Source organism: Mycolicibacterium boenickei (assembly GCF_010731295.1).
GTDB lineage: Bacteria > Actinomycetota > Actinomycetes > Mycobacteriales > Mycobacteriaceae > Mycobacterium > Mycobacterium boenickei.
This window is the reverse complement of the sequence record NZ_AP022579.1, coordinates 2,056,605-2,082,333: the sequence shown is the minus strand read 5'-3', so window position 1 is coordinate 2,082,333 and position 25,729 is coordinate 2,056,605. Positions and strand designations below refer to the sequence as shown.

The window sequence follows — 25,729 nt, the reverse complement described above, 5'->3', positions numbered from 1 at the left end:
CCGCGACGGGCGGAAGGTCAGTCTGAGCCTTCCATGTCCTCGGCGTGGGCCTTCCTCTCGATCTCGTACCAGTACGCCGGATCTGGCCACGGGATCTTGGCGCCTTCACCGACTTTCGGGAAGTTGGCCTCGGCCTCGTCGAGGTCCTTGATCAGCTGCAGGGTCAGTTCCCGCTCCGACGCGTAGTACCGTTCCGCCCAGCCCAACGCGACCTTGGCGTACGCCCATGACGGATCGACGCCGGCCCACCGGGCCTCTTTGGCTGCATCGCGTTGCATCTCGTCGACGTAGGCAAGATGCTCCTGGAGCATCTGCTTCAGCGTGGCCGGGTCGCTCAGGTGACCCATCGTGACCCGCATGAGCGCTGGATGCTTCAACGAGGGTGGGTCCGGCGGTGTCTCCCGCGCCCACCGGGTGACCGCGTCCAGTCCGGACTGGGTGATCTTGTAGAGACGGCGGTTTCGCGTGCCGGTGCCGTCCACCCGCGAGGTCAGGTAACCCATCTTTTCCAGCCTCTTCAGATCGGAGTAGATCTGGCTGTACGCCGGGCTTCCGTAGTAATAGCGCATGCTCCAGTGGAGCCACTTGCGGATGTCGTAGCCGGAGAGTTCCTGCTCGTAAGACAGCAACCCGAGCAGCGCCCAGCTGTTCGCGGCCAGCGCCGGCTTGGCTGTCGGCTCGGATTCTTCCATGGTGCAAGGGTAACAACCGAGGTCACGACACTTCTCCGGCCGAACCACTGACCGGGAGACGCCGTTGCCCACGGTGCATGTCTGGCCGACTCTTGGTGGACAGACCACACGAGGAACGGAGACCGATGAGCATCGAGTACGCCGCGACAGCTCACCCCACGCATCCGCGGCCAGGACCGCAGGACATGCGTGCGGTGCTCGGGCATTTCTGCACCGGTATCGCCGTCATCACCGGTCATGATGGGCAGCGACCACTCGGCTTCACCTGTCAATCACTCACCTCGGTGTCGCTGGATCCGCCGTATGTTTCGTTCTGCCCGTCCCGCTCCTCCTCGACATGGCCGCTGATCCGCGCTACCGGCCGAATGTGCATCAACATCCTTGCCGACCACCAGGCAGCGCTATGCGCGCAATTCGCCCGCAGCAGCGAGGACAAGTTCGCCGGAATCCCCTGGATCCCGGCGGCGAACGGAGCACCGCAACTGCACGACACGCTGGCCACCATCGAAGCCGACCTCGAACACGAGCACGACGCGGGCGACCACACCATCGTGGTTGCCCACGTCACAACGCTGCGAGCCCATGGCGGGCAACCTTTGCTGTTCTATCGCGGTGACTACGGTGGCTTCGCCGACCGGCGACTCGATCCCACAGCGGAGTGAAGGATTGTCTGTAAACAGCGAAACCCAGGTCCCACAAGCGTTGTACGAGTCGCTCACCGAATCTGTTCGTCGACTCGTCGATGCGACCATCCGCAGCCAGGCCCGGCTCGACGGCATCGCTTCTGCCAAGCAGAAGATCGACGCTGCGGCCGACGAACTGAGCCAGTCGTTGATGCCAGGTTCATTCGGCGTCCAACAGGCCGTCGACGGGCAGTCCCTCGCGTGGGGAAATGCCGTCATCGGGCTGCGCAACGCTCTGGCACCCCCATTGGTGGTCCACCACGACCCCGACGGGCGAGTCTGGGCCGATGTGACCCTCGGCGCGGCCTACGAGGGTCCCGCCGGTCATGTGCACGGTGGAATCTGTGCCCTTCTTCTCGACCACGTTCTCGGTGCCACCGCACATCAGCCAGGACGGCCCGCGGTGACCGGGACTCTCACCCTTCGCTACGAGGCCGGCACCCGGCTCGGTCCCGTTCACGCCGAGGCGTACATCGACCGGATAGAAGGAGTGAAGACCTTCGCCGTCGGCCACCTCTCCACCTCGGAAGGCGTCACGGTCCGCGCAGAAGGGGTCTTCATTCACCCTCGCCGACCTGCCCAATAGCCGGTGCGGCACTAGTATCGCCGGGGTGACCACGCCCGGCGGGCTGCAGCGCAGGCTCGGGACCACTGACGCCGTCGTGATCGGCCTGGGATCCATGGTGGGAGCGGGCATTTTCGCCGCCCTGGCCCCGGCCGCCGCCGCAGCGGGGGCGGGACTGCTGATCGGCCTCGCTCTCGCGGCCCTCGTCGCGTACTGCAACGCGACCTCGTCGGCGCGGCTGGCCGCTCGTTATCCGCAATCCGGCGGTACCTATGTATACGGCCGGGAACGGCTCGGCGAGTTCTGGGGATACACGGCCGGGTGGAGTTTCATCGTCGGCAAGACCGCGTCGTGTGCCGCGATGGCGCTGACGGTCGGGTTGTATGTGTGGCCGCAGGGAGCGCATGCCGTGGCGGTGGCCGCGGTGGTGGCTCTGACGGCGGTGAACTACGCCGGAATTCAGAAGTCGGCCTTGCTGACTCGCATCATCGTGGCGTGCGTGCTCGCGGTCCTGGCCGCGGTCGTGGTGATCATCGCCGGTTCCGGCGCGGCCGATCCCGCGCGCCTGGCGATCGGTGACGACGTCGGCGCCGGTGGGGTCCTGCAGGCCGCCGGCCTGTTGTTCTTCGCTTTCGCCGGGTACGCCCGGATCGCCACCCTGGGTGAGGAGGTCCGCGACCCGGCTCGCACCATCCCGCGAGCGATCCCGATTGCGCTGGGCATCGCGCTGGTGGTCTACGCGGTGGTCGCGGTCGCGGTGCTCTCGGTGCTCGGCGGTTCCGGATTGGCGTCGGCACCCGCGCCGCTGGCCGATGCGGTGGCGGCGGCCGGCGCGCCGGGGTGGCAACCGGTGGTGCGGGCCGGGGCCGCGGTGGCGGCGCTGGGCTCGCTGCTGGCCCTGATCCTCGGGGTGTCGCGCACCACGTTGGCGATGGCCCGCGACCACCATCTGCCGCACTGGCTGGCGGCAGTGCATCCCCGGTTCAACGTGCCGCACCGGGCCGAGGTGCTGGTAGGCGTCGTGGTGGCGGTATTGGCGGCGGTGGCCGATCTCCGTGGGGCCATAGGCTTTTCGTCGTTCGCGGTGCTGTTGTACTACGCCATCGCGAACGTCTCGGCATACACATTGGAGCCGCTCGTCCGTCGTCGCGTGATCCCGGCCGTCGGTCTCATCGGCTGCCTGGTGCTGGCGTTCTCGCTGCCCCTGACTTCGGTGCTCGCCGGACTGGCCGTCGTGGCGGTCGGCGCGGCGGTCTACGGGGTGAGGTCGTACACATAGCGGCTGGTCGGCACCGAGTCCAGATTCTGGTGGGCTCCGAAGCGCGTCACGCTCTCGATCATCAGGGTGAGACGCCGCCGCAGTTCGGCATCGTCACCTCCACTGCCGTAGAAGGCATGCATGTCGGTCATCGCCGCCATCGGAAAAAGTTCCTCGACCACCGCGTCGACCCGGTCCTGCCCGAAAACCGTTCGCAGGACCCGGTTCTGCACGTAGCCGAAGGTCGACTGGGTCTCGATCGCCACATCGGTGTGCAGCCCCTGCCAGATGCGCAACCACTCCGCGGCGTCCAGTTCCGCTGGGATACGCAGGAACCCGATCTGGGCGAGGGCCGCGGCGCGGACGCCGTCGGCGGTTTCCGGCGGTACGAGCGGTGTCCGCTCCTCGACTTCCCACCCCGCGCACCGCTCGGCCACCGCCGACAACAGCTCGGAGATGTCTGCAGGTTCCGTCTCGGTCCAGACGCTCACCACGGAGGTAACCGGGGCGGCGAACGTCGTGATGCGCAGCGTCGCCCGCGCGACGTCGTCGTCATCGACGTTGACCTGCAACCGGTTTGCGCCCGCAGCACGCATCGCCTCCCGGAACGCAGGCGTTCGCAGGGCGGCGCCGAGCCCGGGGCCCCACAGGGCATAGATGAATTTCATGCTGCTTCTCCCGATGCATTCAGGTCGAAATTAGAGTGAATTTCAGGGATGCTTCATGGCCGGCAGCTCGCCCTGCATGACTCCGCCCGCCTTCAGCCAGGCGCCGACGGTGCGCGGTGCATCCCGGTTGGGGTTGTAGACGTCTTCCTCACTGGAGAACAGGTTGTCCCCGGCGTAGACCAGGCGCGTGATGTTGGGGAATCCGAACTCCTTCCCCGGTTCGGTGGGGTGATCGAGGACGTTCAGGATCTCCATCACGATCGCGCCGTTTTCCTCGTCGAATGCCACCCAGGTGTGCGGGAAACGCATGTGTGGGAACGGCAGCATGGTGGCCGTGATCCACCGCCTGACCTCTTCGCGCCCTTCGAAGACGCCGTAGGCGTGCTCGATGTAGGTGACGTCCTCGGTGAACAGGTCGGCGAACGGAGCCCAGTCGCCTGTCTTCGAGCAGACCTCCACCGTCTTGGTGTAGTGGTCGAGTGCGCCGGACAACTCTTCGCGGGTGAATCTCGCCATGCCAAACCTCTCTCGCAGAACTAGAATGAATTTCAGTTTTTGGTCACGTTACAGCCCAACCTGACTGTGATCTAGGGTGAATTCGCCATCGAAAGGGAGAAGCAGCGTTGCCGAGGATCGGGGAACCACGCCCCGCCGCGGAGCCCAGTTCGGAGCTCCAGCAGGAGCGGCGTGAGGCGATCCTGCGCGCGGCGGGAGTGTTGGGCGCGCTGCGGCCGGCCGAGCAGGTTCAGATGCAGGAGGTCGCGAAATCGGCCGGGGTGGCGCTCGGCACGTTGTACCGGTATTTCCCATCCAAGACCCATCTCTTCCTCGCCGTGATGGCCGACCGGGTCGAAGGCATGCAGGAGGGCATCGATCGCCGGTCCACCCCGCCGGGGACGCCGGCCGACCGGGTTTTCGACGTCCTGACACGCGCCACCCGGACCATGTTGCGCCAACCGCATCTGAGCGCTGCCATGCTCAACGCCCTCAATGCCGCCGACGGGGCGGTGGTCGCCGAGGTGGGCCGGATCGATCGGTTGGTGCGCACGATGCTGCTGGACGCGTCAGGGGTGAAAGATCCAAGCCCCCAACAGGTCTCTCTGGTCCGCCTGGTTCAGCAGACCTGGCACGGCATCCTGCAGTCCAGTCTCAACGGGCGCATGTCCACCGCCGAGGCGCAACAAAGCCTCAAGACGGCGTGCACCCTGCTGCTGGCGCCGTTGTAATCGACATACCAGCTAGCCGGCGTCCTCAACCAAAACCGCTGCGGCAGTGCACATGTGCTCACGCACGGTGGCGGCGGCAGCAGCGGCGTCGCCGGATTCGATGGCATCGACGATGTCCAGATGCCGCTTGGCGTCCATGTTCTTGAGCGCCCGATCCACCCCGGCGTACATGATCGACATCCGGATACTGCCCTCCAGCGACGACCACACGTGCAGCAGGGTCTCGTTACCGCTCAGATGGCACATCGTGCGATGGAATTTGAGATCCGCCTCGATGCGATCCTCCAGATTCGAGGCCGCCCACCGCTCCATGTCGGCGACGGCGGCACGCAAGGCCGACACGGCGTCGCCGCGATCCTCCCGCGAGGCGAGTTCGCCGGCAGCCAAGGATTCCAGGGCACCCCGGACGTCGAACATGTCCTTGATTTCCTTGGCATCAAGATGCCGGACCGACAGGCGACCCCTGGCCCCCGCCGAGATCAACCCCTCCTGCTGCAGTTGCCGCATGGCCTCACGCAGCGTGCCTCGGCTGATCTGCAGAGCGTCGGACAGATCGGTCTCCACGAGGTGGGTGCCGGGCTGGAGCTGACCCGAGGTGATCGCACGGCGCAGCGCCGAGAGCGCCTGCTCGCGCAGGCTGGTTTTCTCAAGCCGCAGCAGCGACGGGGCCTCGACCGACATTGACTGCTCCTCGACTGTCAACATTTGTTTGTCAACACTGATCCTACAACCGCCCCAGGACCGATGCGACGATTCGCCGGGTGGACAGGCCGTAGCGGTCGTGCAAGGTCGGCAGTGCCCCTGCAGCCAGAAACTCGTCGGGCAACGCGATCGGCGTGACCTGCCGACTGACCCCTCGCCGGACCATCTCCGCGGCGACGGTTTCGAACAACCCCCCGACCACGGTGTGGTTCTCCAGCGTCAGCGCCAATCGATCCGAATCCAGTTCACGCAGCACCGTGTCGGCGTCGAACGGCTTGAGTGTCGGCGCGTGCACCACGGCGGCGTCGACCTTGTGACCGGCCAGTTCCTCGGCGGCCAGCAGGGCCCGCATCGTCATCAGTCCACTGGACACGAACACCACATCATTGCCGGGACGCACCACCTTGGCCTTGCCGAGTTCGAACGTGTAGCCGTACTCGTCGAGGACCGTCGGCACCTGCCCGCGCAACAGGCGCAGGTAGGTCGGCCCCGGATGCTCGGCAAGTTGCGGGACGGCCTGCTCGATGTCGACCGAATCGCACGGATCGACGATGGTCAGCCCCGGCATTCCCCGGAAGATCGCGACATCTTCAGTGGCCTGATGGGACGGACCGTAGCCCGTGGTCAGGCCGGGGAGCCCGCCGACGATATTGACGTTGAGACCCGGCTCGGCGATGTCGAGGCAGATGAAGTCGTAGGCCCGCCTCGCCGCGAACACCGAATACGTTGAGGCGAAAGGAATCAGGCCGGTCTCGGCCATCCCGGCCGCGGCGCCGAACAGCAGCTGCTCGGCCATGCCCATCTGGAAAAACCGTTCTGGGAAGGCTTGCGCGAAGATGTGCATGTCGGTGTACTTGCCGAGATCCGCCGTGAGCCCGACGATCCGGTCATCGGCTTGGGAGGCCTTCACGAGCGCGTGCCCGAAGGGAGCGGGCGTGGTCTTCTGTCCGGGATCGGCGAACGACGCGATCATCGCCGAGGTGCGCAGTTTGGTGCTCATGCTGAAGCCCCTTCAGTGAGTTGGTCGCGGCAGATCTGCCACTCATCGGCGTCGATGCGCATGAAGTGCGCCTTCTCGCGGGTTTCCAGTAGCGGCACTCCCCTGCCGACCTTGGTGTCACACAGGATGGCCGAGGGTCGGTCAGTGGCCGTGGAATCGAAGGCCCGCAACAGCGCATCGACGTCGTTGCCGTCAACCCGTTGCACGTGCCAGCCACACGCGGCCCACTTGTCGGCCACGGGTTCGGTGCGCAGCACACCCACGGTCGGGCCGTCGGCCTGCAGCGCGTTGATGTCGACCAACGCAATCAGGTTCCCGAGCCCGTGATGCGAGGCACCCATCGCGGCCTCCCACGTGGAACCCTCGTCGAGCTCGCCGTCGGAGAGGAAGTTGATCACCCGAGCCTGGTTGCCCTGGTGTCGCAAGCCGAGTGCCATCCCGACGGCCACCGTCAGACCGTGGCCCAGCGATCCGCCCGAGATCTCCATTCCCGGTGTGTAGCTGGCCATTCCGGACATCGGCAGTCGGGACTCGTCAGAGCCGTACGTGTCGAGTTCGGCGATATCGATGATGCCGGCCTCGGCCAGCGCCGCGTACAGGCCGATCGCATAGTGGCCCGTCGACAGCAGGAACCGGTCCCGACCGTCCCAGTGCGGATCGTCGGCGCGGTAGCGCAACTGGTCGGCATAGACGACGGCCAGCATGTCGGCCGCGCCGAGCGCCTGCCCGACGTAGCCCTGTCCCTGCGCCTCACCCATGTTCAGTACGTGGTGACGCATCCGGTAGGCAGCGTCACGCACCTTCGCCGCACGCATCAGGCGGCCAGGGCGTGGTCGGCGACGGCCTTCTCAGCGGCCTGACGTTCGGCTGGGCCCCAGGTCTCTCGGGTCACCAGGGCGGCCCACAGTCCGATCGCGGCGTACGCGGAGAAGAGCAGGGCAGGCCCCATCCAGCCCATCGCCTGGAACAGCAGCGTCGTGATGAACGGCGTGAAACCCGAGACCATGGCCGAAATCTGGTACGCCAGCGAGGCGCCCGATGCTCGCGTGTTGGCGGTGAACAGTTCTGGGAACCACGCGCCCTGCGCACCGGCGAGGGCGTTCTGACACACGCCGTAGGCGATCACGAATGTCGCGATGATCAGCAGCACCAGACCGGTGTTGACGAGCACGAACATCAGCACACCGAATGGGATGCCGAACGCGCACACCCACAGATAGACGGGCCGCCGGCCCACCCGGTCGGTCAGCCGAGCCCACGCCGCGGTCGCGAAGATCCCGAGTGCGGCAGCGATGCACAGCGCCACAAGGGTTTCGGTCGCGGTGGCCAGCTTCGCGGTCTTGAGGTAGGAGATCATGTAGGTGATCGAGACGGCATAGCCGGCGGTCTCGGCGATGCGAAGGCCGATGCCGCGCAGGATATTTCGCCAGTCGTTCTTGATCACCTCGACGATCGGCGCCTTGACGATCTTGCCCTCGCCCTTGACGTCTTCGAATACCGGCGACTCGGGCACCTTGGCCCGGATGATCAGCCCGACGGCGACCAGGACGATGCTGGCCAGGAACGGCAGCCGCCACGCCCAGTCACCCCCGATGTGCACGCTGCCCAGGAACACCAGGTTGGCCAGCAGCAGTCCCACCGGGAATCCGGCCTGCACGATGCCGGTATAGCGGCCCTTCTCCTTCCACGGTGCGTGTTCGTAGCTCATGAGGATGGCGCCGCCCCACTCCGCGCCGAAGGCCAGGCCCTGGATGATCCGCACCGTCACCAAGAGAACCGGGGCCAGGACGCCGACCGCGGCGTAGGTGGGCAGCAATCCGATGGCGAACGTGGCCAGACCCATGATGAGCAACGACGCCACCAGCACCGGCTTGCGGCCGAGCTTGTCACCGAGGTGGCCACCGATGATGCCGCCGAGCGGCCGGGCTGCGAAGCCCACGCCGAGGGTCGCGAACGCAGCCAGGGTGCCCGCGACGGGGCTGGAGTTCGGGAAGAACGCGTGGCCGAAGTAGAGCGCGGCGGCAGTCCCGAATCCGATGAAGTCATAGGTTTCGATCACCGCGCCGACGGCGGAGCCGACTGCGACCCGCTTGGCGTCCTTGGTGCCGAGTACGGGACCCCGCATTTTCAGAGCGTCATCGCTCATGGGCGTCATCCTTTCAAATCCCGTTCAAATCCGTGCCCACCTGGGGAAACCCAGTAACTGTTGACGGTCAACAGTGCGGTGGATGGTCTCAGTGTGAGCCCGAACACATGGCACTGTCAACAGTCAACAGAAATTTATTGCCGCCCGTTGACTGTTAACAGTCGACCAATGTACTGTGGGCACGGTCACAACGCCGTGAGGCTCAGGAGAAAGCAGCGCCGCATGCCAGATTCGTTCCACGCCCGGCTGGGCTGTTCGACGATCAGCTTCCGCCACCAACCGCTGCCCCAGGCCCTGGACACCATTGCCGGTCTGGGCTTCACCGAGATCGACCTGGGAGCGCTGCCCGGCGTCTGCGATCACGTGCCCTTCGTCCTCGACGAGGACGCCGTGCGCGAGGTAGCCGCCACCGTCACGGCATCAGGTATCCGGGTCCGCTCGATCAACGGCGACATCGGCGACCTGAACGTCGCGCTCGACGGCGCGGGCCGCGCCATCCGGAACCGGCACCTGGCCATGCTGGTCGAACTGACCGTGACCACCGGCGCCGAGGCCCTGGTGCTGCCGTGCGGCGCGCTCGACCACGAGCCGGTCGCCTCACTCGACGAGGATCTGACCACCGTGGCGAGCGAACTCGCGGTAGCCGCACAGGTTGCCGCCGCCCGCGGCGTCGAACTCTGGACCGAGTCCCTGCACTTCTTCCGCCTGTGCTCCGACATCGAACGTGCCCAGCTGCTGGCCGACCGCCTCGACGAAAACATCGGGATCGTCATGGATTTCAGCCACATCGTGGCCTCGGGCGGCGATCCCGCGGACTTCGTCGGCAGGTTCGGCCCACGTATCCGCCACGTACACATCCGGGACGCCGTCCCCGGCAACATCAATCTGTCGGTCGGCAACGGCGACGTCGATTTCGCGACCGGACTCAAAAACCTCGCCGATGCCGGCTATGCGGGCCATTTCTCGCTGGAACTCGAAACCCGCGACGTCACACACGACGAACGTCCCTCCGCCGCCGCCGCGGCCGGAAACCTCATCTCTTCTCTGATCTGACCCGAAAGGAACCACCACATGTCCGTCACCCGCACCGCGGTCGTCACCGGAGCCACGTCCGACAAGGGCATCGGCATGGCCGTCGCCCAGCGCTACGCCAAGGAAGGCTGGGCCATCGTCGTCCTCGACCTGGACGGCGAGAAGTCCGCCAAGGTCGCCGCCGAGATCGGCAACCAGTTCGGCATTCCCGCCTTCGGTCACGCCATCGACGTCACCTCCGAGGAGTCGGTCACCGCCGCCCACGACGCGGTCGCCGCCGAGGTCGCCTCAGGCAACCTGCCCGTCGTCGGCGCCCTGGCCAACATCGCCGGAATCACCTCACCGGTGCCGTTCCTCGACACCACGCTGGAGCTGTGGAACCGGGTCATGGCGGTCAACGCCACCGGAACCTACTTGGTCACAAAGGCTTTCCTGCCCGACATGATCGACGCCGGATGGGGCCGCATCGTCAACATGAGCTCGGTGTCCGCGCAGCGCGGCGGCGGAGTCTTCGGCAAGGTGCCTTACTCGTCGGCCAAGGCCGCGATCCTTGGCTTCACCAAGTCGCTGGCCCGCGAGATCGCCGACACCGGCGTCACGGTCAACGCCGTCACCCCGGGCGCGGTCGACACCAACATCCGCGTCGGCTCCACCGATGAGCAGGAAGCCAAGCTCGCCGCCGACATCCCGGTCGGGCGCACCGCCACCACCGACGAAATCGCCGCCGTCATGACGTTCCTGTCGAGCCAGGACGCCAGCTACCTCACCGGAACCACCGTTGACATCAACGGTGGTAGCCACATGCACTGACGGGACGCCGCCATGACACGTTTGTTCAACGATCCGGCCACCTTCACCGAAGACATGCTCGCCGGATTCCTCGATGCGAACGCGCAGTACGTCGCCGGGGTGCCCGGCGGTGTGGTGCGCGCCACCGAAACCCCTTCGGGGAAGGTCGCTGTGGTCGTCGGCGGCGGCTCGGGGCACTACCCCGCCTTCTGCGGTGTGGTCGGCCCCGGGTTCGCCGACGGAGCGGTCGTCGGCAACATCTTCACCTCACCTTCGACGCAGGAAGCCGCCTCTGTAGCGCGTGCCGCGCACGGGGATGCCGGCGTGCTGTTGATCACGGGCAATTACGCGGGTGACGTGATGAACTTCGGCCTGGCCGTGACGCAGTTGCAGTCCGAGGGCATCGACGCACGCTACCTCGCTGTGACCGACGACATCGCCAGCGCGTCGGTGGACGACATCGCGAAGAGGCGTGGCATCGCGGGCGACTTCACCGTATTCCGTTGCGCCAGTGCGGCCGCCGAAGAGGGCCGGGACATCGCCGACGTCGAGTCCGTGGCCCGCAAGTCCAACGACCGCACCCGCACGCTGGGCGTGGCATTCGACGGCTGCACCATGCCAGGAGCGGACCGGCCGCTGTTCACCGTCGACGCGGGCACGATGGACCTGGGTCTGGGCATCCACGGCGAGCCGGGCGTGTCCAGCCACATCATGCCCACCGCGGCCGAACTCGCCGAACTCCTCGTCACCGGCGTGCTCGCCGAGAAGCCCGCCGGTACCGGCAACCGAATCGCGGTGATCCTCAACGGACTCGGCCGCACCAAGTACGAAGAACTGTTCGTGGTGTGGAAAACCGTTGCGGCCCTCCTGACCGAGGCCGGCTACACCGTGGTGCAGCCCGAGGTCGGTGAACTCGTGACGAGCCTGGACATGGCCGGCTGCTCGCTGACGGTGATGTGGCTCGACGACGAACTCGAGCGGTTGTGGACCTCGCCCGCCGACACCCCGGCCTACCGCAAGGGCCGCATCACCACGACCGAGGCGAAGACTCGCGCTGTGGTGACGACACCGGCTACCACCCCGCAGATCGGCCAGGCCGATGCCGACGGAAAGACAGCGGCCCAACTCGTCGCCCAAGGTATTTCGGCCATTGCCGCGCAGATGGTCGCGGCCGAAGCCGAACTCGGCCGCATCGACGCGGTAGCCGGTGACGGCGACCACGGCCGCGGCATGGTCAAGGGCACGCGGGCCGCCGATACTGCGGCCGCTTCAGCGCTCGCCCAGGGCGGCGGCACCGAGACGGTGCTGACCGCGGCCGGCGACGCGTGGGCCGCCAAAGCGGGTGGAACCTCAGGCGTGCTGTGGGGTGCCGCACTGGCCGCGGCCGGTCGCCGGCTCGGCAATCTCGGTACCCCCGGCGACCGGGAGGTGACCGCCGCGCTCCGGGCCGGCCACGACGCGTTGACGTCGCTGGGCGGAGCCCAGCCCGGCGACAAGACCATGCTCGACGCGTTGGCACCCTTCGTGTCGGCGCTGTCATCCGCCGTCGAGAGCGGAACTGATTGGCGTACAGCCTGGTTGACAGCCACCGAAGTCGCCGAGAAGGCCGCCGCGGATACCGCCGAGCTTCGGCCCCGCGTGGGCCGGGCACGTCCGCTGGCCGAACGCAGCATCGGAACCCCCGACGCCGGAGCGATATCCCTGGCGATGTGTATCCACACCGTCGCCGACCTGATCGAGGAGCACACGAAATGACGTTGCGCATCGTCGTCGGAAGTGACGACGCCGGACTGCTGTATAAGGATGCCCTGCGCGCCGACCTGGAGGCCGACAATCGGGTCGAGTCCGTCGTCGACGTGGGAGTCCGTGCCGACGAGCACACCGCCTATCCGCACGTCGCCGTCGCCGCGGCCCGCATGGTCGCCGAGGGGAAGGCCGATCGGGCACTCCTGGTGTGCGGCACCGGACTCGGAGTGGCCATCAGCGCCAACAAGGTGCCCGGCATCCGTGCCGTCACCGCACACGACAGCTTCTCGGTGGAACGAGCCATCCTGTCCAACGACGCCCAGGTGCTGTGCTTCGGTCAGCGGGTCATCGGACTCGAGTTGGCCCGTCGGCTGGCCCGGGAATGGCTGGGCTACACGTTCGATCCGGCTTCGGCCTCCGCGGACAAAGTGGCCGCGATCTGTGGCTACGAGCCGCAGGATGCCTAGCGATTTCGGAACGCCTCGACCGCCGTCGGCAGGGTCGGAAAGATCCGGTCGGTGCCGACACGGTCGACAAAGCCCGCGGCCACCAGGTCGTCCCGCAGATCGGACTTGACCCGCGCCATCGCGAACACGATGCCCCGCGCGGTCAGCTCACGGCGCAGCTGCTCCATGGCGTCGACCGCGGTGAGATCCGGGTCTACCTGAGCCTCGGCATTGAGCACGAACCATTCGACCGGATAGTCGGCCTCCTCCACCGCGGCCAGCGCACGCTCCCGGAAATCCTCGGCGTTGGCGAAGAACAACGGGGCGTCGTAGCGGTAGACGACCAGCCCCGGGACCAGCTCCGCGTCGGGATAGTCGTCGACGTCGTGCATGCCCGCCACCCCGGGGACATAGCCGAGCACGCTGTCATGCGGCCGGGCGATCCGCCGCAGGGCGTCCACGAGTGAGAGGGCGATCGCCACCAGCACCCCGTAGAGCACTCCGAGGCCCAGCACCGCGACGGTGGTGGCCACCGCCAGGATCAGCTCACTGCGCCGGAAGCGGGCCAGCCGACGGAACTCCGCCACGTCGATCAGCCGCAGGGCGGCGTAGACCACGAGGGCCCCCAGGGCGGCCATCGGGAAATTCTCCAGCAGATCCCGCCCGGCCAGCATGACCACCAGGACCGTCGCCAGCATCACCAGCGAGTACAGCTGGGTGCGACTGCCCACGGTGTCGCCCAGCGCGGTGCGGCTGCCGCTGGAACTGACCGGAAAGCCCTGCGTGACACCGGTTGTCAGGTTGCACATACCCAACGCCCGCAGTTCGGCATTGGCGTCGATGGTCTCGCCCTTGCGCGCCGCGAAGGTGCGCGCCGTCAGGGCGTTGTCGGAGAACGCGACAACCGCGATGCCGACCGCCGGGATCACCAAACCCACCAGCTCCGTCATCGACACCGGCGGAAGGGCGGGTTTCGGCAATCCGGCCGGGATGCCGCCCACCACCCGAATCCCCTTGTCATCCAAGGAGAACAGCCACACCACCGCCGTGGCCGCCAGCACCGCGACCAGGGGCCCGGGGAACCGCGGGGAGAGCCGGTACAGCACCAGCAGCAGAACCAGCACCGTGAGCGACAACGCCAATGTCGGGACGTGCACCGATCCGATTCCGGAGACGAACGAGCGGATCTGGTCGATGAACTCGTCTCCGGTGACGTCGACGCCCGTGACCTTGCCGAGCTGGCCGCTGATCATGATGACGGCCACACCGGTCATGTAGCCGACCAGGACCGGGCGCGACAGCAGGTCGGCCAGGAAGCCCAGCCCACACAGCCCGGCCAGCAGACAGATCGCCCCCACCAGCAGGGCCAGCACCGCCGCCATCGTGGCGTAGCGGGCCGGGTCGCCGATGGCCAGCGGAGCCAGCGCCGTGGCCGTCATCAGCGCGGTGGTGGATTCGGGCCCGACCGACAGTTGCCGCGACGACCCCAGCAGCGCATACACGGCCATCGGGACCAGCGCGGCCCACAAGCCCGCGACCGGCGGCAGACCGGCCACCGTCGCGTAGGCCATCACCTGCGGCACCAAATACGCCGCGACCGTCACCCCGGCCAGGACATCGCCTCGCAACCAGGACCGCTGATAGCCGGTGAACTGCCCCAGCCCGGGGACCCATGTTTGGGGTGCGCGACCAACGCTCATGGTGTTCAGTCAACACTCGTGACCCTGCTCAGTTGGAAATATGTCGAGACCCGCACCGACGACGACTTCGTCGTCGCGCCCGGAGAACGGCTCAATTGGTCGAGCACCATCGGTATCGGGGCGCAGCACGTGGTGGCGATGTTCGGCGCCACGTTCCTGGTCCCGGTGCTCACCGGCTTTCCGCCCGCCACCACGCTGCTGTTCTCCGGCGTCGGCACGATCCTGTTCCTGATCATCACCGGGAACCGGCTGCCGAGTTACCTCGGGTCGAGTTTCTCGGTGATCGCGCCGGTGACTGCCGCGGTGGCCTCGCACGGAACCGGAAGTGCGCTCGGCGGTTTGATCGCCGTCGGGGTGCTGCTGATCCTCATCGGCGCCGTGGTGCACCTGGTCGGCACCCACTGGATCGACGTCGCGTTGCCGCCGATCGTGACCGGTGCGATCGTCGCCCTGATCGGCTTCAACCTCGCCCCGGCGGCCAAGTCCAACTTCGAGAAGGGGCCGCTGGTCGGTCTGGTGACCCTGGTGCTGCTGGTCACCACCCTGGCCTTCTTCAAGGGCCTGATCGGCAGGCTGGCGATCTTCGGCGCGGTGCTGATCGGCTACCTGCTGGCGCTCGTCCTCGGCGACGTCGACACCGCGGCGATCGCGGCAGCACCGTGGTTGGGACTCCCCGAGTTCCACACGCCGGAGTTCAATCTGGCTGTGCTGCCGCTGTTCCTGCCCGCGGTGATCGCACTGGTCGCCGAGAACATCGGGCACGTCAAGTCGGTGGGGCAGATGACCGGCACCGACCTCGACCCGATGATCGGCCGCGCTCTGGCAGCCGACGGGGTGGCCACCGTGCTGGCCGGTGCCGGCGGCGGTTCGGCCACCACCACCTACGCCGAGAACATCGGGGTGATGGCGGCCACCCGGGTCTACTCGACCGCGGCGTACTGGGTCGCCGCCGCGGTGGCGATCGCATTGTCGTTGTGCCCCAAGGTCGGAGCGGCGATCTCGGCGATTCCACCGGGCGTGCTGGGCGGAGCGACCATCGTGCTCTACGGCCTGGTCGGCATCCTGGGTGTGCGGATCTGGCTGACCAACCACGTGGACTTCTCCAGGCCGGTCAATCAGATGACGGCGGCGATCCCGCTGATCATCGGGATCGCCGACTTCACGTGGCAGCTCGGTTCTCTGACGTTCACCGGGATCGCGCTGGGCTCGATCGCCGCGCTGCTGGTCTTCCACGGTATGCGGTTGTTGGAGTACCTGGGGAACCTGGCGCAACCTACTCGCCGAGAGCGTTGACCACGCGGCCGAACACCGAGGGCAGCGCCGCCGACGCCGGGGTGATGCAGGCCCGGACGGGGCCGAAACCACTGCCGTGCAACAGGGCTGCGGTGAGCAACCGGTAGCGACGCGTCATCGCACGCCACTGGCGGTCGTAGTCGCCTGGCCGGTCGGCGCGCACACACCCGACGAGAAGTTCAGCCGCTCCGAACGCCAGACCCATCCCCTCCCCCGTCAGCGCATCGACGTAGCCGGCCGCGTCACCGACCAGCAACACCCGCCCCGCACTCCGGTTGCGCACCTTCTGCCGCAGCGGTCCTGCGGCCCGGTCATGGCCGTGCTCAAGGCCGTTGATCCGGTCGGCCAGCGTCGGGAACGCCGCCAGGTGCTCGTCGAATCCACCGCGCACCGAGGTCAGGATCGCCACGCCGACACAGTTCTCACCGACCGGCGTCACGTAGGCCTCGGCGTCGGGCCCCCAGTAAACCTCGACGCAATCGGACCACGGAGCGATCTGGACATGGCGCCGTATTCCCCAGCGGCGTCGCCTACCCTCGCCGCCGCTGAGGCCGAGTGAGCGCCGAATCGGCGAGTGCAGACCGTCGGCGGCAGCCAGGTAGCGGGCCCGAAAACCGGCCGCGCTCACCGATGTCGAGTCCTGGGACACCGGACCGACCTCACCGTGGACGACGCGGACCCCGGCCGAGGATGCCGCGTCGGACAGCGCGGCGTGCAGCACGGTACGACGCACCCCGCGGCCGGGCCCGTCGCGGAACCTGGCCTCGGCGGTGTGACTTCCGTCCAGGTAACGGATGCCGAAAAATGGCCGGTAGCCGCGCCCGTCTAGGTGCGCGCCCAGGCGCTGCAACTGCCGCACCGAGTGCGGCATCAGCCCCTCACCGCAGGCCTTGTCGATCGGGCCCTGCCGACGTTCCACCACCACGGTCTCCAGCCCGGCGCGCGCCGCGTGCACCGCGGTGGCCAGCCCGGCCGGGCCGCCACCTGCGACGAGCAGATCGATCACGTCAAGCCTTGCAGCGCTTCGTTTTCCACCCGGATCCGGGTCCGCAACAACGCCGCGTTGGCCACGGTGAACAGCACTGCGGTGACCCAGGCGCCGCCGGCCAACGGCAACGCGGCGCCCTCGGTGACCACCGCGACGTAGTTCGGGTGCGGCAGCACGCGGTACGGCCCGTCGGCCACGCGCGTGGCGCCGGGGACCACCACGACCCGGGTGTTCCACTGCTTGCCCAGCGTGGTGATGCACCACCAGCGCAGCGCCTGGGCGGCGAGTACGACGGCCACCATGATCCGGCCGAGGATCGGCGACGGCCTGCGCCGACGGGCCTCCAGCGCCGAGCCCACCAGCAGCGCGGTGTGCAACGCCACCATCACCGGATAGTGGCCGGCCCCGAACTCCTTGCCGCCCTGGGCGGTACTCCACCGCAGGTTGCGCTTGGACACCACCAGTTCGAGGACCCGCTCGGCGGCGACGAGGACGATCAGCGCGGTGAATCGCTTGGCCGTCATCAGCGCCAACGCAGCAGAACGAGTTCGGAGCAGAAGCCTGGGCCCATGGCCATCATCACCCCGGGGGTATCCGATTCCGGCCGCTTGCAGATGGTTTCGCGCAGCACGTGCAGCACCGAGGACGATGACAGGTTGCCGACGTCGGCCAGCGACTGCCAGGTCAGATCCAGTGCATCCTCAGGTAATCCGAGGGTTTCGATGATCGCCTCGATCACCTTCGGGCCGCCGGGATGGCTCACCCAGGCGGATACGTCGTCGACAGAAAGTCCGTGGTCGCCGAGGAACCCGGCGACGTCATCGCCGAGATAGCGGCCCACGAAGCTCGGGACTTCGGCGCTGAGCACGATCTCGAATCCATCGGAGCCGATGTCCCAGCCCATGGCGTGCAACGAGTCCGGGTAGAGGTGACTGCGCGAATCGAGCACATCGGGCCCGGTCGGGTCGAGCTGTCGGGCGCGTTGTTCGCCGACGGCCACCACCGCGGCGGCGCCGTCACCGAACAGCGCACCGGCCACCAGCGTCGGCATTGCAGGATTGTGTTTGCGGGTCAGCGAGCACAATTCGACCGACACCAGGACCGCCACCTTGTCGGGCGCGCCCCGCAGATAATCGTTGAGCCGCGCGATACCGGCGGCGCCGGCCACACAACCCAGCCCGAAGATCGGGATGCGGCGTACGTCGGGCCGCAGACCCAGGCGTCCGGCGATGCGGGCGTCCAGCGACGGGACCGCCGCGCCGGTGACCGTGGTCGTGACGATCAGATCGACGTCCTGGGGGCGCAGACCCGCCTCGTCCAGGGCCCCGGACAGTGCGGCACAGCCCAGTTCGGTTGCATGTTCGATGAACAGGCGGTTGCTCTCACCGAAGTCGTCGAGGCCGGCATATCGCTCGAGCGGCAGCACCAGATACCTGCTGTTTACTTTCGCGCTCTTGTGCAGGGCCCGCACCACGTCTTCGGCCTCGGCGTATCCCGGCAGGTCCAGCAGTGCACTGGTGACCTCGTCCTGGGTATACCGGTGTGGAGGCAGTACGGCATGAACGCCGGCAATCGTGCTGGGGCTGGGCATTCTGGCGACGTTAATTCCCATACCCGTAATACGGGGCCCTACCCTCGATGGTTCAACCGCGGTGGCGCTTGTCCCGGGCGGGCACACCGTTGGGCCCGTTGATCGAGTTGGCGTACGTGCCGACGGTGAACGCGATTGCCGATGCCATGATCCCGAGCGCACGCGGATCGACGTTGTCGATCGTGTCACGGCCGGTGTGATAGTTCGGATCGAAGGCCACCTTCGCCCGTCCGCCCCACAGCCGGGCCTGCACCTCTGTCTTGCGTTGCGACGACCCCGTGGTGGCGCCGCCGATCGGCACTCCGGCCTGCAAGAACGGGTGGTAATCGGTGTTCGCGCTGATCGGCAGGTCCGCGGGCCGGGCCCCGGCCAGGTTGAGGTAACCGGCCATGGTCCTCTCGATCCCGGCCGACCCCTCGGGCATGTGCTTGGGATCGGTGGCCTGGCCGGACTGGTCACCGTCATAGGTGAAGAAACCGGCGTTGGGCGAGCCGACCATGTCGAAGTTCAGATACAGCGCGAGATCGTCGAGCTGGTCCAGCGGCAGACCCTGCACATACTGTGTCGACCCGTCCAAACCCATTTCCTCGGCGCCCCAGAACGCGAACCGCACCGCGTTGTCGATCTTCGGCGAACTGCCCAGCTGCAGCGCGGTTTCCAGCACGGCGGCCACCCCGGAACCGTTGTCGTTGATGCCCGGGCCGCCCCCGATGCTGTCGAGGTGCGCGCCGACGAGCACCACGTCCGATGCCGAGCCGGTCTTGGTCTGCGCGGTGACGTTGCGGGATTTGACCATCTCGGCCTTCCCGTCCAGGGTCAGCCGGACCGGCGCGCTGGTGCGGCGCAGTGCGGCATCCGCGTTCTCGTCGATGACGCCGACGGGGACGGTGAGTTGCCGGTAATAGCCGGTGTTGAACAAGCCGCCCGGAGCCGGCTGCCTGCCGTTGTTGACCACCAGCAGGCCCACCGCGCCCTTGGCGAGCGCGGTGTTCTGTTTTGCGACAACCGAACACCCGGTGTCGTCGACGACGGCGATGGCGCCGGAGATGTCGACCGAACCGTAGTCGGTGGCCGCGCATCCGGACGGCTTGCCCGGGCGCAACGTCGGCGCGTTCAGCCCGCCGGGGGCCGTCGTCACCAGCATCGAGGCCTGGTCCACCTGGTAGGTGGTACCCGAAACCGTCAGCGCGGGGTTACCCCCGCGCATGGTGCCCATCCGCTCGAACTCGGGGGTCTGTACGTCGAAACCTTTGTCCCGCAGCACTTCTGCCACATAGTCGACGCTGGCGTCATACCCGGGGCTGCCGACCGCCCGGTTCCCGTCATGGCTGTCGGCGATCTCCTGGAGCTTGCGCAGGTGGGTGAACATGGCGTCGACGGTGATCCTGCCCGCCAGGTCCTGCGGATCGACGGCCTGGGGCGACGGCTGCGCCGAGCACCCCGCCAGCGCGGCTCCGAGCAATAGGACAGCGAGTCGACGCGCCGTCACTGCGCGGTGATCTGGTGGCGCGTGCGGTCTGAACGAACCGGTAAACCGTTGCGGCCCCGCTGATCTTGGGCGTACACCCCGACAGCAAATGCGACTCCCTCACCATGTATCTGCAACGCGTCCCGGTTCACGTGGTCAAGGGTATCGGTGTTCTTGTGATAGTTCGGGTCGAACGGCTGATCCGCCTCACCGGCCCACAGTTTGGCCTCCTCGGCGCTCATCTTGTCCTCGGCACCGGAGAACAGCCCACCGGCGGGAATGCCTGCCATGGTGAACCCGTCGTAGTCCGATCGGCCGTCAAAGCTGGTGTCGCGCGGCGTCTTTCCGGCATCTTCCAGGTATGCGGCCAGAGTGCGCTCGATTCCTGCCGAGCCCTCGGGGACCCGGGGACGGCCCTGCTCGTCCAGCGGCGCGGACTGGTCGCCGTCGTAGGTGAAGTACCCCGCGTTGGGCGAGCCGAGCATGTCGAAGTTCAGGTACATGGCAATGTCCTTGAGCGCTTCGGTGTCCAGGGATTCGACGTAGTTTGTCGATCCCAGCAAACCTTCTTCCTCGGCTCCCCAGAACCCGAACCGCACCGCGTTGGCCACCTGCGGTGAATCGCCCAGCTGCAAAGCGGTTTCCAGCACCGCGGCCACCCCGGAGCCGTTGTCGTTGATGCCGGGGCCTTCCGGGACGCTGTCGAGATGGGCTCCGACCATCACCACATCCGAGGTCGAGCCCGTCTTGGTCTGAGCGATGACATTGCGGGTGTGCTCGGTGCGCACGCCGGCGACGAGTTTGAGCGTGGTGGGCCCGGGTGCGTTGCGTAGCCGGGTGCCCTCGTCCTTGGTCACGCTGACCACCGGGATCTTGACGTCGGTGTCGCGGCCCAGGGTGCCGCCCATCTTCTCGTCGTTGTTGGTGTTGACGACGATCATCGCGACGGCCCCGCGTTCGGCGGCCACGGCCTGCTTGTCCGCGAACGGGCACGAACCGCGGTCGACCAGCACGACGGCGCCGGCAACCGGCAGGCCGTCGTAATCGGCGGCCTGGCACCCCGGGGTGTCCTCGACCTTGGCCGGCACCAGCGGTGCGGACAGCCCTTCCTGGGCGGTGCCGATGGTGAACTCCAGCGGCTTGGCGGTGACGGCCTGGCCGCCGACGGTGACCTGCGGGTCCTCGGCGAACGGCAGGCGCACCTCGAACTCCGGGGTTTCCACGTCAAATCCCTTATCGCGCAACGCGCCGGCCACGTAGTCCACACTCGCGTCGTACCCCGGGCTGCCCAGCGCCCGGGTGCCGTTGTTGGCGTTGGCGATGTCCTGGAGCTTGCTCAGATGACCCATCATCGCGTCGGCGGAGACCCGCTCACGTAACTCCTCGGCGAACTGCACCGCCGCCGGCGAGGATTCCCGGGACTGCTGCCCGTCGGTCTGTAGTTCGGTCTTTGCATCACAGCCGGCCAGCCCCACGGTCAGCGCCAGCGCGCCGAGTACCGCCCCCGTCGAAGTACGTCGCATTGCACCCACGGTAGCGGCTCGACCGAGGTGCCCGGCCATTAAATCGGTTGCCTGGGGATTTGCTGTGGTGGCATGGTGTTCCACGGCGCCGACAGGGAAGCAGGCCGAGCGGAGTACCGCAACGTTTCTGCGTGTTGCCGGCGGCGCCATGGCACAGGTAAAGGGCCTGAGGTTCGAATCCTCTCCTACAACCCCGATACCGTCGCCGGAATCGCGCATTCTGCGGCCTTGTGGCCCACATCCGCCGGTACGGGGGTGTGACGCCCCGCCACCGACTGCGTCCGGCGGCGGTATCCCTTTGCTGCACAGACACATACACCGGAAGGAGGACACGACATGGGTATCTTCACGTTCAACCGAATCACTGTTTCCGCAGGCCAGTGCGCACTGGAGTACCGGGACGGCACGCTGGGTCGTGTCCTGCCCCCGGGACGCCACCGCATTGATGTGGCGGCCTCGGTGGTGCGTGTCGAGATGCGCGAGCAGGTGCTGACGCTGGCGCCGCAGGAGGTGCTGACCTCGGATGCGGTGACGCTGCGCATCACCGTCGCCCTGCAGTTCAAGGTGAGCGACGCCGTGGCCTACGTCGAGGCAGCGGCCGACCCGATGGCATCGGTGTACCTTGCCGCGCAGATCGCCCTGCGCGACCTCGCCGCCGCGGTGACGGCCGGTGAGGTGATGCAGCGCGGCAACCGCATTGATGCCGACGCGATCGCCGCCGCGGCGCGAACCGCCGGGACCCGCACCGGCGTCGAGGTGATCGGGGCGTTCGTCAAGGACGTGATCGTCCCGGCCGAGATCCGCGCCGCGGCCCTGCAGCTGGCGACGGCGAAGGCCACCGGTGCGGCGAAGCTGGAAGCCGCCCGCGCCGAGACCGCAGCGCTGCGTGCGCTGGCCAACGCCGGCAAGCTGCTCGACGCCCACCCGGCGCTGGCTCAGCTGCAGCTGGTCCAGCGGGTGCCGTACGGGTCGAAGGTGGTCCTGGCCATGGGCGGTGTCGCGGATGTGGCGTCTGACCCGGAGTGATCCGGGTCAGGCGTCACGCCTGTTCAGCACCACCGCGGCGGCCACGAACGCCACCGCGACCCACACCAGGAAATAGAACAGCGAGCCCAGCTCGCCCCACGGCATGACATACGTCGGGAACAGCCAGTCCACGTGCAGGAACGTGAACATGTTGGCGAACGGCAACCAGGGCCCCGTCCGCGGGCCCGAGTTGGGCATGTTCCCCAGCAGTGGCTCGGCCACCAGCGGCCACAGCAGCAGCACCGCGACGGCACCGGCCGCGAAGCGCACGAGCGCACCGACGGCCACCCCGAGTACCGCGGCCAGCGCCGCGTACAACGCGAACCCGCCGGCCACCCGCCAGGTCGCCGGGTTGGCCATCGACAGCTGGGTTCCGACCACCGGGTCGGCCACCATCCGGGCCACCAGCACCGAGGCCAGCACCATCACCACCGCACACACCGAGGAGAAGGCCGCGCACACCACCGCTTTCGCGGTCAGCACCTGCGTGCGATTCGGCGTGGCCAGCAAGGTGGTGCGGATCAGCCCGCTGCGGTATTCGCCGGTCATCGTCATCGAAGACAGCACCATCAGCACCGGAACGCCGAACACCGCGACACCCAGGGCGGCCTTGGCCGGGGACAGCCCGCTGTAGTGATCCGCGGACATGCCCTGCAGCGCGGCCACGCCCAAGCTGAGCACCGCCACCCCGACCACCGACCACAGCGAGGAACGGGTCGTCGACAGTTTGATGCGCTCGGCGTCGAGCGCGGCCAGCGCGCTCATTTCTGGACCGCCCGGTAGTCGACCGCGTCGTCGGTGAGTTTCAGATATGCCTCCTCCAGCGAGCCCTGTCGCTGGCTCAGCTCATGCAAGGTGATGGCGTTGCGGGCGGCCAGGTCGCCGATCACCTCGATGGCCGCGCCGTGCACCGCTACCGCGTCACCATCGGCGGCGGCCTCCACCTCGAAACCGGCATCGGTGAGAACCTCGCGCAACGTCTCCAGTTGCGGGCTGCGCACCCGCACGGTGTCGGCGGAGGTACCGCTGACGAACTCGCTCACCGTGGTCGAGGTGATCAGCTTGCCCTGCCCGATCACCACCAAACGGTCTGCGGTGTTGGCCATCTCGGCCAGCAGGTGACTGGACACGAACACCGTGCGGCCCTCGGCAGCCAGGCTGCGCATGAGGGTGCGCACCCAATGGATGCCTTCGGGGTCCAGACCGTTGACCGGCTCGTCGAACAGCAGCACCGGCGGATCACCCAGCAGCGCGGCGGCGATCCCCAGCCGCTGGCTCATTCCGAGCGACAGCGTTCCGGCACTGCGCTCGGCGACCGACGTCAGCCCGACCATCTCGAGCACCTCGTCCACGCGGACCGACGGAATCCGGTTGGCCGCCGCGATCCAGCGCAGGTGGTTGCGGGCCGAGCGGTTCGGATGTGCCTGGCGCGCGTCGAGCAGGGCGCCGACGGTGCGTAGCGGATCGTGCAGTTCCCGGTATCGCTTGCCGTCGATGGTCGCGGTTCCGGTGGTGGGATGGTCCAGTCCGAGGATCAGCCGCATCGTGGTGGTCTTGCCCGCGCCGTTGGGTCCGAGAAATCCGGTCACCACGCCCGGTTCGACGGTGAACGTCAGATCGTCGACAGCTCGGTGCGATCCATAGAGTTTTGTCAGCCCGGTCAGTTCGATCATCACCGCCATCATTGCAGGCGGTGTTGTTCTGACTGCTCAGGTTCAGTTCAACTGAACATTCCCGTCACATCGGACTCGGTGCTGTAGAGCGTGTCGATGCCCGCGTGAACCGCGGCGCACAGCTTGTCCAACGCTGCCGCCTCTTCGTCGGCCTCCTTGTTCCACTCGCTGTACTGCTGACGGAACTGATCCGAGGCTGCGCCAGACCACGTACCGCCGATGTCGGCCATCAGCGCGGTCTCCTCTTCCAGGATCTGCTTGACCTTGGCGGCCTCGGCATCCAGCTCGGCGGCCAGCTGCCGCGTCCGCTCGAACTGGACGGCGATATCGCTGCTCATCCGGACCCTCCCGACTCAGATGTTCATCGACTGGGCCAGCGAGCCGGCCGCGTTACCGTCGGTCCCCTCGTACGCCGCGGTCGCTTGATCGAGAAGCTGCGACATCTCGACCTCTTCCCGACGCACGTCCGACGCTTGCGTGAGGTAGTTCGACAGGGCGGACTGAACAGCTGACCCCGACGTTCCCGTCCAGGTCGCGGCGAGCTCACCGGCGATCTCAGCCACGCGGCGCTCGTGCTGCGCGCGTTCCTGTGCGAGTTTCGACAGTTGGGCGGACTTCTTCCGAAGCTCGTCAGCGTTCAGCTCGAGGGCCATAGGCAGATTCTTACACGCCGCCATCAGCCCCGATGGCACGAATTCAGGCGCTCGGGCCCGCCTGCGCCACCACCAGATCGGCAACCGCCCGCATACCCGCGGCGTTGGGATGCAGCGGCGCGGGCCGGCCCGGCCAGGGCACACCGGGCCGCGTCGTCCACGGCCGGTCCGACCAGGCGTGATGGGTCAGGCTGGCCTGGGCGGCGCGCACCCAACCGCACTGCGTTCGAGCGGCGGCCTCGCCGGTGAGGCGTTCCAGCTCACCCGCGACGTGTCGTCCGAGCTCAGCGTCGTCCTCCGACAGCCCCGTGGCGGCGACGCCCGGCGGCGGCAGCAACGTCAGGTAGTCCACGAACAACACCTGGGCCCGCGGGGCGCGCTGCCGGATCTCCCGCCCCACGACCACCAGCGAGTCCGCCACCTCTGTCAGCGCCGCCTCCCGCGCATCGGGGTCCAGCAGGCCACGAAGGAACGGCCCCAGCAGCGGCACGCACCGGGTGAAGCGTGGCAGCGATGCCGCCATCAACTGGGGCACATAGCCGGCGTCGTTGCCGCCGATCGTGACCGTGACCAGCGCTTCAGAGCCGTCCAGCGCGTCGATCTGGGGTGGCGCACCGTTCTGGCGGTCACGCAACACATGTGCGGTGGTGGCCCCGGAGTACGTCACGTCGACCAGATCGAGCCCGAGACGGGCGGCCACCAGGTGCGGGTAGTTGCGGGCCGAGCGACCCGCCTGCCACGGTGCCCCCTCGGCCGACGGCTTGATACCCGGCCCGGCAGCCATCGAACTGCCCAGCGCGACATAGCGATTCATAACACCGCTCCCCCGCATCGAGCCTGCGCCCAGATCGTAATTTTGGT

The 25,729-nt window shown here is 67.6% G+C and carries 28 protein-coding genes; 10 read left to right on the top strand and 18 right to left on the bottom strand.

Annotated features, from left to right (window positions below; translation table 11 throughout):
• Positions 1 to 17: 17 nt before the first annotated feature.
• On the bottom strand, positions 18 to 692 hold the full coding sequence (locus tag G6N57_RS09750; protein WP_077740264.1) for a PadR family transcriptional regulator: 675 nt from the start codon (positions 690 to 692) through the stop codon (positions 18 to 20).
• Positions 693 to 817: 125 nt separating this feature from the next.
• Between G6N57_RS09750 and G6N57_RS09745 the strand changes: the two genes are divergently transcribed.
• The 3 genes from G6N57_RS09745 to G6N57_RS09735 all read left to right on the top strand — a co-directional run bounded on the left by G6N57_RS09745 (position 818) and on the right by G6N57_RS09735 (position 3,219).
• Positions 818 to 1,354, top strand: a complete 537-nt coding sequence (locus G6N57_RS09745) for a flavin reductase family protein (RefSeq protein WP_077740263.1) — start codon at positions 818 to 820, stop codon at positions 1,352 to 1,354.
• Positions 1,355 to 1,358: 4 nt separating this feature from the next.
• Positions 1,359 to 1,961 carry a PaaI family thioesterase gene (locus G6N57_RS09740; protein WP_234815596.1) on the top strand — a complete coding sequence of 201 codons (603 nt, stop codon included), beginning with the start codon at positions 1,359 to 1,361 and terminating at the stop codon, positions 1,959 to 1,961.
• A 94-nt stretch (positions 1,962 to 2,055) separates the two neighbouring features.
• Positions 2,056 to 3,219, top strand: coding sequence for an APC family permease (locus tag G6N57_RS09735; protein ID WP_234815601.1), 1,164 nt, complete (start codon positions 2,056 to 2,058; stop codon positions 3,217 to 3,219).
• Here G6N57_RS09735 and G6N57_RS09730 read toward each other — a convergent pair.
• Positions 3,195 to 3,866 (bottom strand): hypothetical protein, encoded by a 672-nt coding sequence (locus G6N57_RS09730; RefSeq protein ID WP_077740260.1) that lies wholly within the window; start codon positions 3,864 to 3,866, stop codon positions 3,195 to 3,197. The genes G6N57_RS09735 and G6N57_RS09730 overlap by 25 nt on opposite strands.
• Before the next feature lie 42 nt (positions 3,867 to 3,908).
• A complete protein-coding gene (locus G6N57_RS09725; RefSeq protein ID WP_077740259.1) occupies positions 3,909 to 4,382 on the bottom strand; it encodes a nuclear transport factor 2 family protein in 474 nt (157 codons plus the stop codon).
• Positions 4,383 to 4,489: 107 nt separating this feature from the next.
• On the opposite strand from G6N57_RS09725, the gene G6N57_RS09720 reads away from it, so the two are divergent.
• Complete coding sequence (locus G6N57_RS09720) at positions 4,490 to 5,092, top strand: TetR/AcrR family transcriptional regulator (protein WP_174814471.1); 603 nt, start codon at positions 4,490 to 4,492, stop codon at positions 5,090 to 5,092.
• A gap of 12 nt (positions 5,093 to 5,104) precedes the next feature.
• Here the strand turns inward: G6N57_RS09720 and G6N57_RS09715 are convergent, their stop codons facing one another.
• From G6N57_RS09715 to G6N57_RS09700, 4 genes are read right to left on the bottom strand one after another with little or no spacing between them, the layout of a single operon-like run.
• On the bottom strand, positions 5,105 to 5,773 hold the full coding sequence (locus tag G6N57_RS09715) for a GntR family transcriptional regulator (protein WP_065457611.1): 669 nt from the start codon (positions 5,771 to 5,773) through the stop codon (positions 5,105 to 5,107).
• 43 nt (positions 5,774 to 5,816) lie between these two features.
• A complete protein-coding gene (locus tag G6N57_RS09710; protein ID WP_036447363.1) occupies positions 5,817 to 6,794 on the bottom strand; it encodes a transketolase family protein in 978 nt (325 codons plus the stop codon).
• Positions 6,791 to 7,609: a transketolase gene (locus tag G6N57_RS09705; RefSeq protein ID WP_077740258.1), complete on the bottom strand. Its 819-nt coding sequence runs from the start codon at positions 7,607 to 7,609 to the stop codon at positions 6,791 to 6,793. The genes G6N57_RS09710 and G6N57_RS09705 overlap by 4 nt, the downstream gene beginning before the upstream one ends.
• Positions 7,609 to 8,940, bottom strand: a complete 1,332-nt coding sequence (locus G6N57_RS09700) for an MFS transporter (protein WP_077740257.1) — start codon at positions 8,938 to 8,940, stop codon at positions 7,609 to 7,611. The genes G6N57_RS09705 and G6N57_RS09700 overlap by 1 nt, the downstream gene beginning before the upstream one ends.
• Positions 8,941 to 9,162: 222 nt before the next feature.
• Here G6N57_RS09700 and G6N57_RS09695 point away from each other — a divergent pair, with 222 nt between their 5' ends.
• From G6N57_RS09695 to G6N57_RS09680, 4 genes are read left to right on the top strand one after another with little or no spacing between them, the layout of a single operon-like run.
• Entirely contained in the window at positions 9,163 to 9,993 is an 831-nt protein-coding gene (locus G6N57_RS09695; protein ID WP_077740256.1) for a sugar phosphate isomerase/epimerase family protein, read from the top strand.
• 18 nt (positions 9,994 to 10,011) lie between these two features.
• Complete coding sequence (locus G6N57_RS09690; protein ID WP_077740255.1) at positions 10,012 to 10,782, top strand: SDR family NAD(P)-dependent oxidoreductase; 771 nt, start codon at positions 10,012 to 10,014, stop codon at positions 10,780 to 10,782.
• Positions 10,783 to 10,794: 12 nt separating this feature from the next.
• Positions 10,795 to 12,516 carry a dihydroxyacetone kinase family protein gene (locus G6N57_RS09685; RefSeq protein WP_077740254.1) on the top strand — a complete coding sequence of 574 codons (1,722 nt, stop codon included), beginning with the start codon at positions 10,795 to 10,797 and terminating at the stop codon, positions 12,514 to 12,516.
• Positions 12,513 to 12,974, top strand: coding sequence for a ribose-5-phosphate isomerase (locus tag G6N57_RS09680; RefSeq protein ID WP_077740253.1), 462 nt, complete (start codon positions 12,513 to 12,515; stop codon positions 12,972 to 12,974). The genes G6N57_RS09685 and G6N57_RS09680 overlap by 4 nt, the downstream gene beginning before the upstream one ends.
• On the opposite strand, the gene G6N57_RS09675 is transcribed toward G6N57_RS09680, so the two are convergent.
• Positions 12,971 to 14,653, bottom strand: coding sequence for a SulP family inorganic anion transporter (locus G6N57_RS09675; protein ID WP_077740252.1), 1,683 nt, complete (start codon positions 14,651 to 14,653; stop codon positions 12,971 to 12,973). The two genes, G6N57_RS09680 and G6N57_RS09675, sit on opposite strands and share 4 nt — an antisense overlap.
• 18 nt (positions 14,654 to 14,671) lie before the next feature.
• Here G6N57_RS09675 and G6N57_RS09670 point away from each other — a divergent pair, with 18 nt between their 5' ends.
• Positions 14,672 to 15,946, top strand: a complete 1,275-nt coding sequence (locus G6N57_RS09670; protein ID WP_077740251.1) for a uracil-xanthine permease family protein — start codon at positions 14,672 to 14,674, stop codon at positions 15,944 to 15,946.
• On the opposite strand, the gene G6N57_RS09665 is transcribed toward G6N57_RS09670, so the two are convergent.
• Genes G6N57_RS09665 through G6N57_RS09645 form a run of 5 tightly spaced genes read right to left on the bottom strand, consistent with a single transcriptional unit; the run spans position 15,927 to position 21,516 of the window.
• Entirely contained in the window at positions 15,927 to 16,952 is a 1,026-nt protein-coding gene (locus tag G6N57_RS09665; RefSeq protein WP_077740250.1) for an NAD(P)/FAD-dependent oxidoreductase, read from the bottom strand. The two genes, G6N57_RS09670 and G6N57_RS09665, sit on opposite strands and share 20 nt — an antisense overlap.
• Positions 16,949 to 17,458, bottom strand: coding sequence for an isoprenylcysteine carboxyl methyltransferase family protein (locus tag G6N57_RS09660; protein ID WP_077740249.1), 510 nt, complete (start codon positions 17,456 to 17,458; stop codon positions 16,949 to 16,951). The genes G6N57_RS09665 and G6N57_RS09660 overlap by 4 nt, the downstream gene beginning before the upstream one ends.
• The gene (locus G6N57_RS09655) at positions 17,458 to 18,525 is read right to left on the bottom strand and encodes a type III polyketide synthase (protein ID WP_234815595.1); all 1,068 of its coding nucleotides are present in this window, start codon (positions 18,523 to 18,525) and stop codon (positions 17,458 to 17,460) included. Before G6N57_RS09655 ends, G6N57_RS09660 begins: the two co-directional genes overlap by 1 nt.
• Positions 18,526 to 18,577: 52 nt before the next feature.
• A complete protein-coding gene (locus G6N57_RS09650) occupies positions 18,578 to 20,014 on the bottom strand; it encodes a M28 family peptidase (protein WP_077740247.1) in 1,437 nt (478 codons plus the stop codon).
• Positions 20,011 to 21,516, bottom strand: a complete 1,506-nt coding sequence (locus G6N57_RS09645) for a M28 family metallopeptidase (RefSeq protein ID WP_077740246.1) — start codon at positions 21,514 to 21,516, stop codon at positions 20,011 to 20,013. Before G6N57_RS09645 ends, G6N57_RS09650 begins: the two co-directional genes overlap by 4 nt.
• A 336-nt stretch (positions 21,517 to 21,852) precedes the next feature.
• Between G6N57_RS09645 and G6N57_RS09640 the strand changes: the two genes are divergently transcribed.
• The gene (locus G6N57_RS09640) at positions 21,853 to 22,542 is read left to right on the top strand and encodes a slipin family protein (protein WP_077740245.1); all 690 of its coding nucleotides are present in this window, start codon (positions 21,853 to 21,855) and stop codon (positions 22,540 to 22,542) included.
• Positions 22,543 to 22,548: 6 nt separating this feature from the next.
• On the opposite strand, the gene G6N57_RS09635 is transcribed toward G6N57_RS09640, so the two are convergent.
• From G6N57_RS09635 to G6N57_RS09615, 5 genes are read right to left on the bottom strand one after another with little or no spacing between them, the layout of a single operon-like run.
• A complete protein-coding gene (locus tag G6N57_RS09635) occupies positions 22,549 to 23,307 on the bottom strand; it encodes an ABC transporter permease (protein ID WP_077740244.1) in 759 nt (252 codons plus the stop codon).
• On the bottom strand, positions 23,304 to 24,215 hold the full coding sequence (locus G6N57_RS09630; protein ID WP_077741872.1) for an ABC transporter ATP-binding protein: 912 nt from the start codon (positions 24,213 to 24,215) through the stop codon (positions 23,304 to 23,306). Before G6N57_RS09630 ends, G6N57_RS09635 begins: the two co-directional genes overlap by 4 nt.
• A 47-nt stretch (positions 24,216 to 24,262) precedes the next feature.
• Positions 24,263 to 24,553, bottom strand: coding sequence for a WXG100 family type VII secretion target (locus G6N57_RS09625; RefSeq protein WP_077740243.1), 291 nt, complete (start codon positions 24,551 to 24,553; stop codon positions 24,263 to 24,265).
• Positions 24,554 to 24,568: 15 nt separating this feature from the next.
• Positions 24,569 to 24,868, bottom strand: coding sequence for a WXG100 family type VII secretion target (locus G6N57_RS09620; protein ID WP_162563940.1), 300 nt, complete (start codon positions 24,866 to 24,868; stop codon positions 24,569 to 24,571).
• 43 nt (positions 24,869 to 24,911) lie between these two features.
• The gene (locus G6N57_RS09615; protein ID WP_077740241.1) at positions 24,912 to 25,682 is read right to left on the bottom strand and encodes an SGNH/GDSL hydrolase family protein; all 771 of its coding nucleotides are present in this window, start codon (positions 25,680 to 25,682) and stop codon (positions 24,912 to 24,914) included.
• Between the last annotated feature and the right edge of the window lie 47 nt (positions 25,683 to 25,729).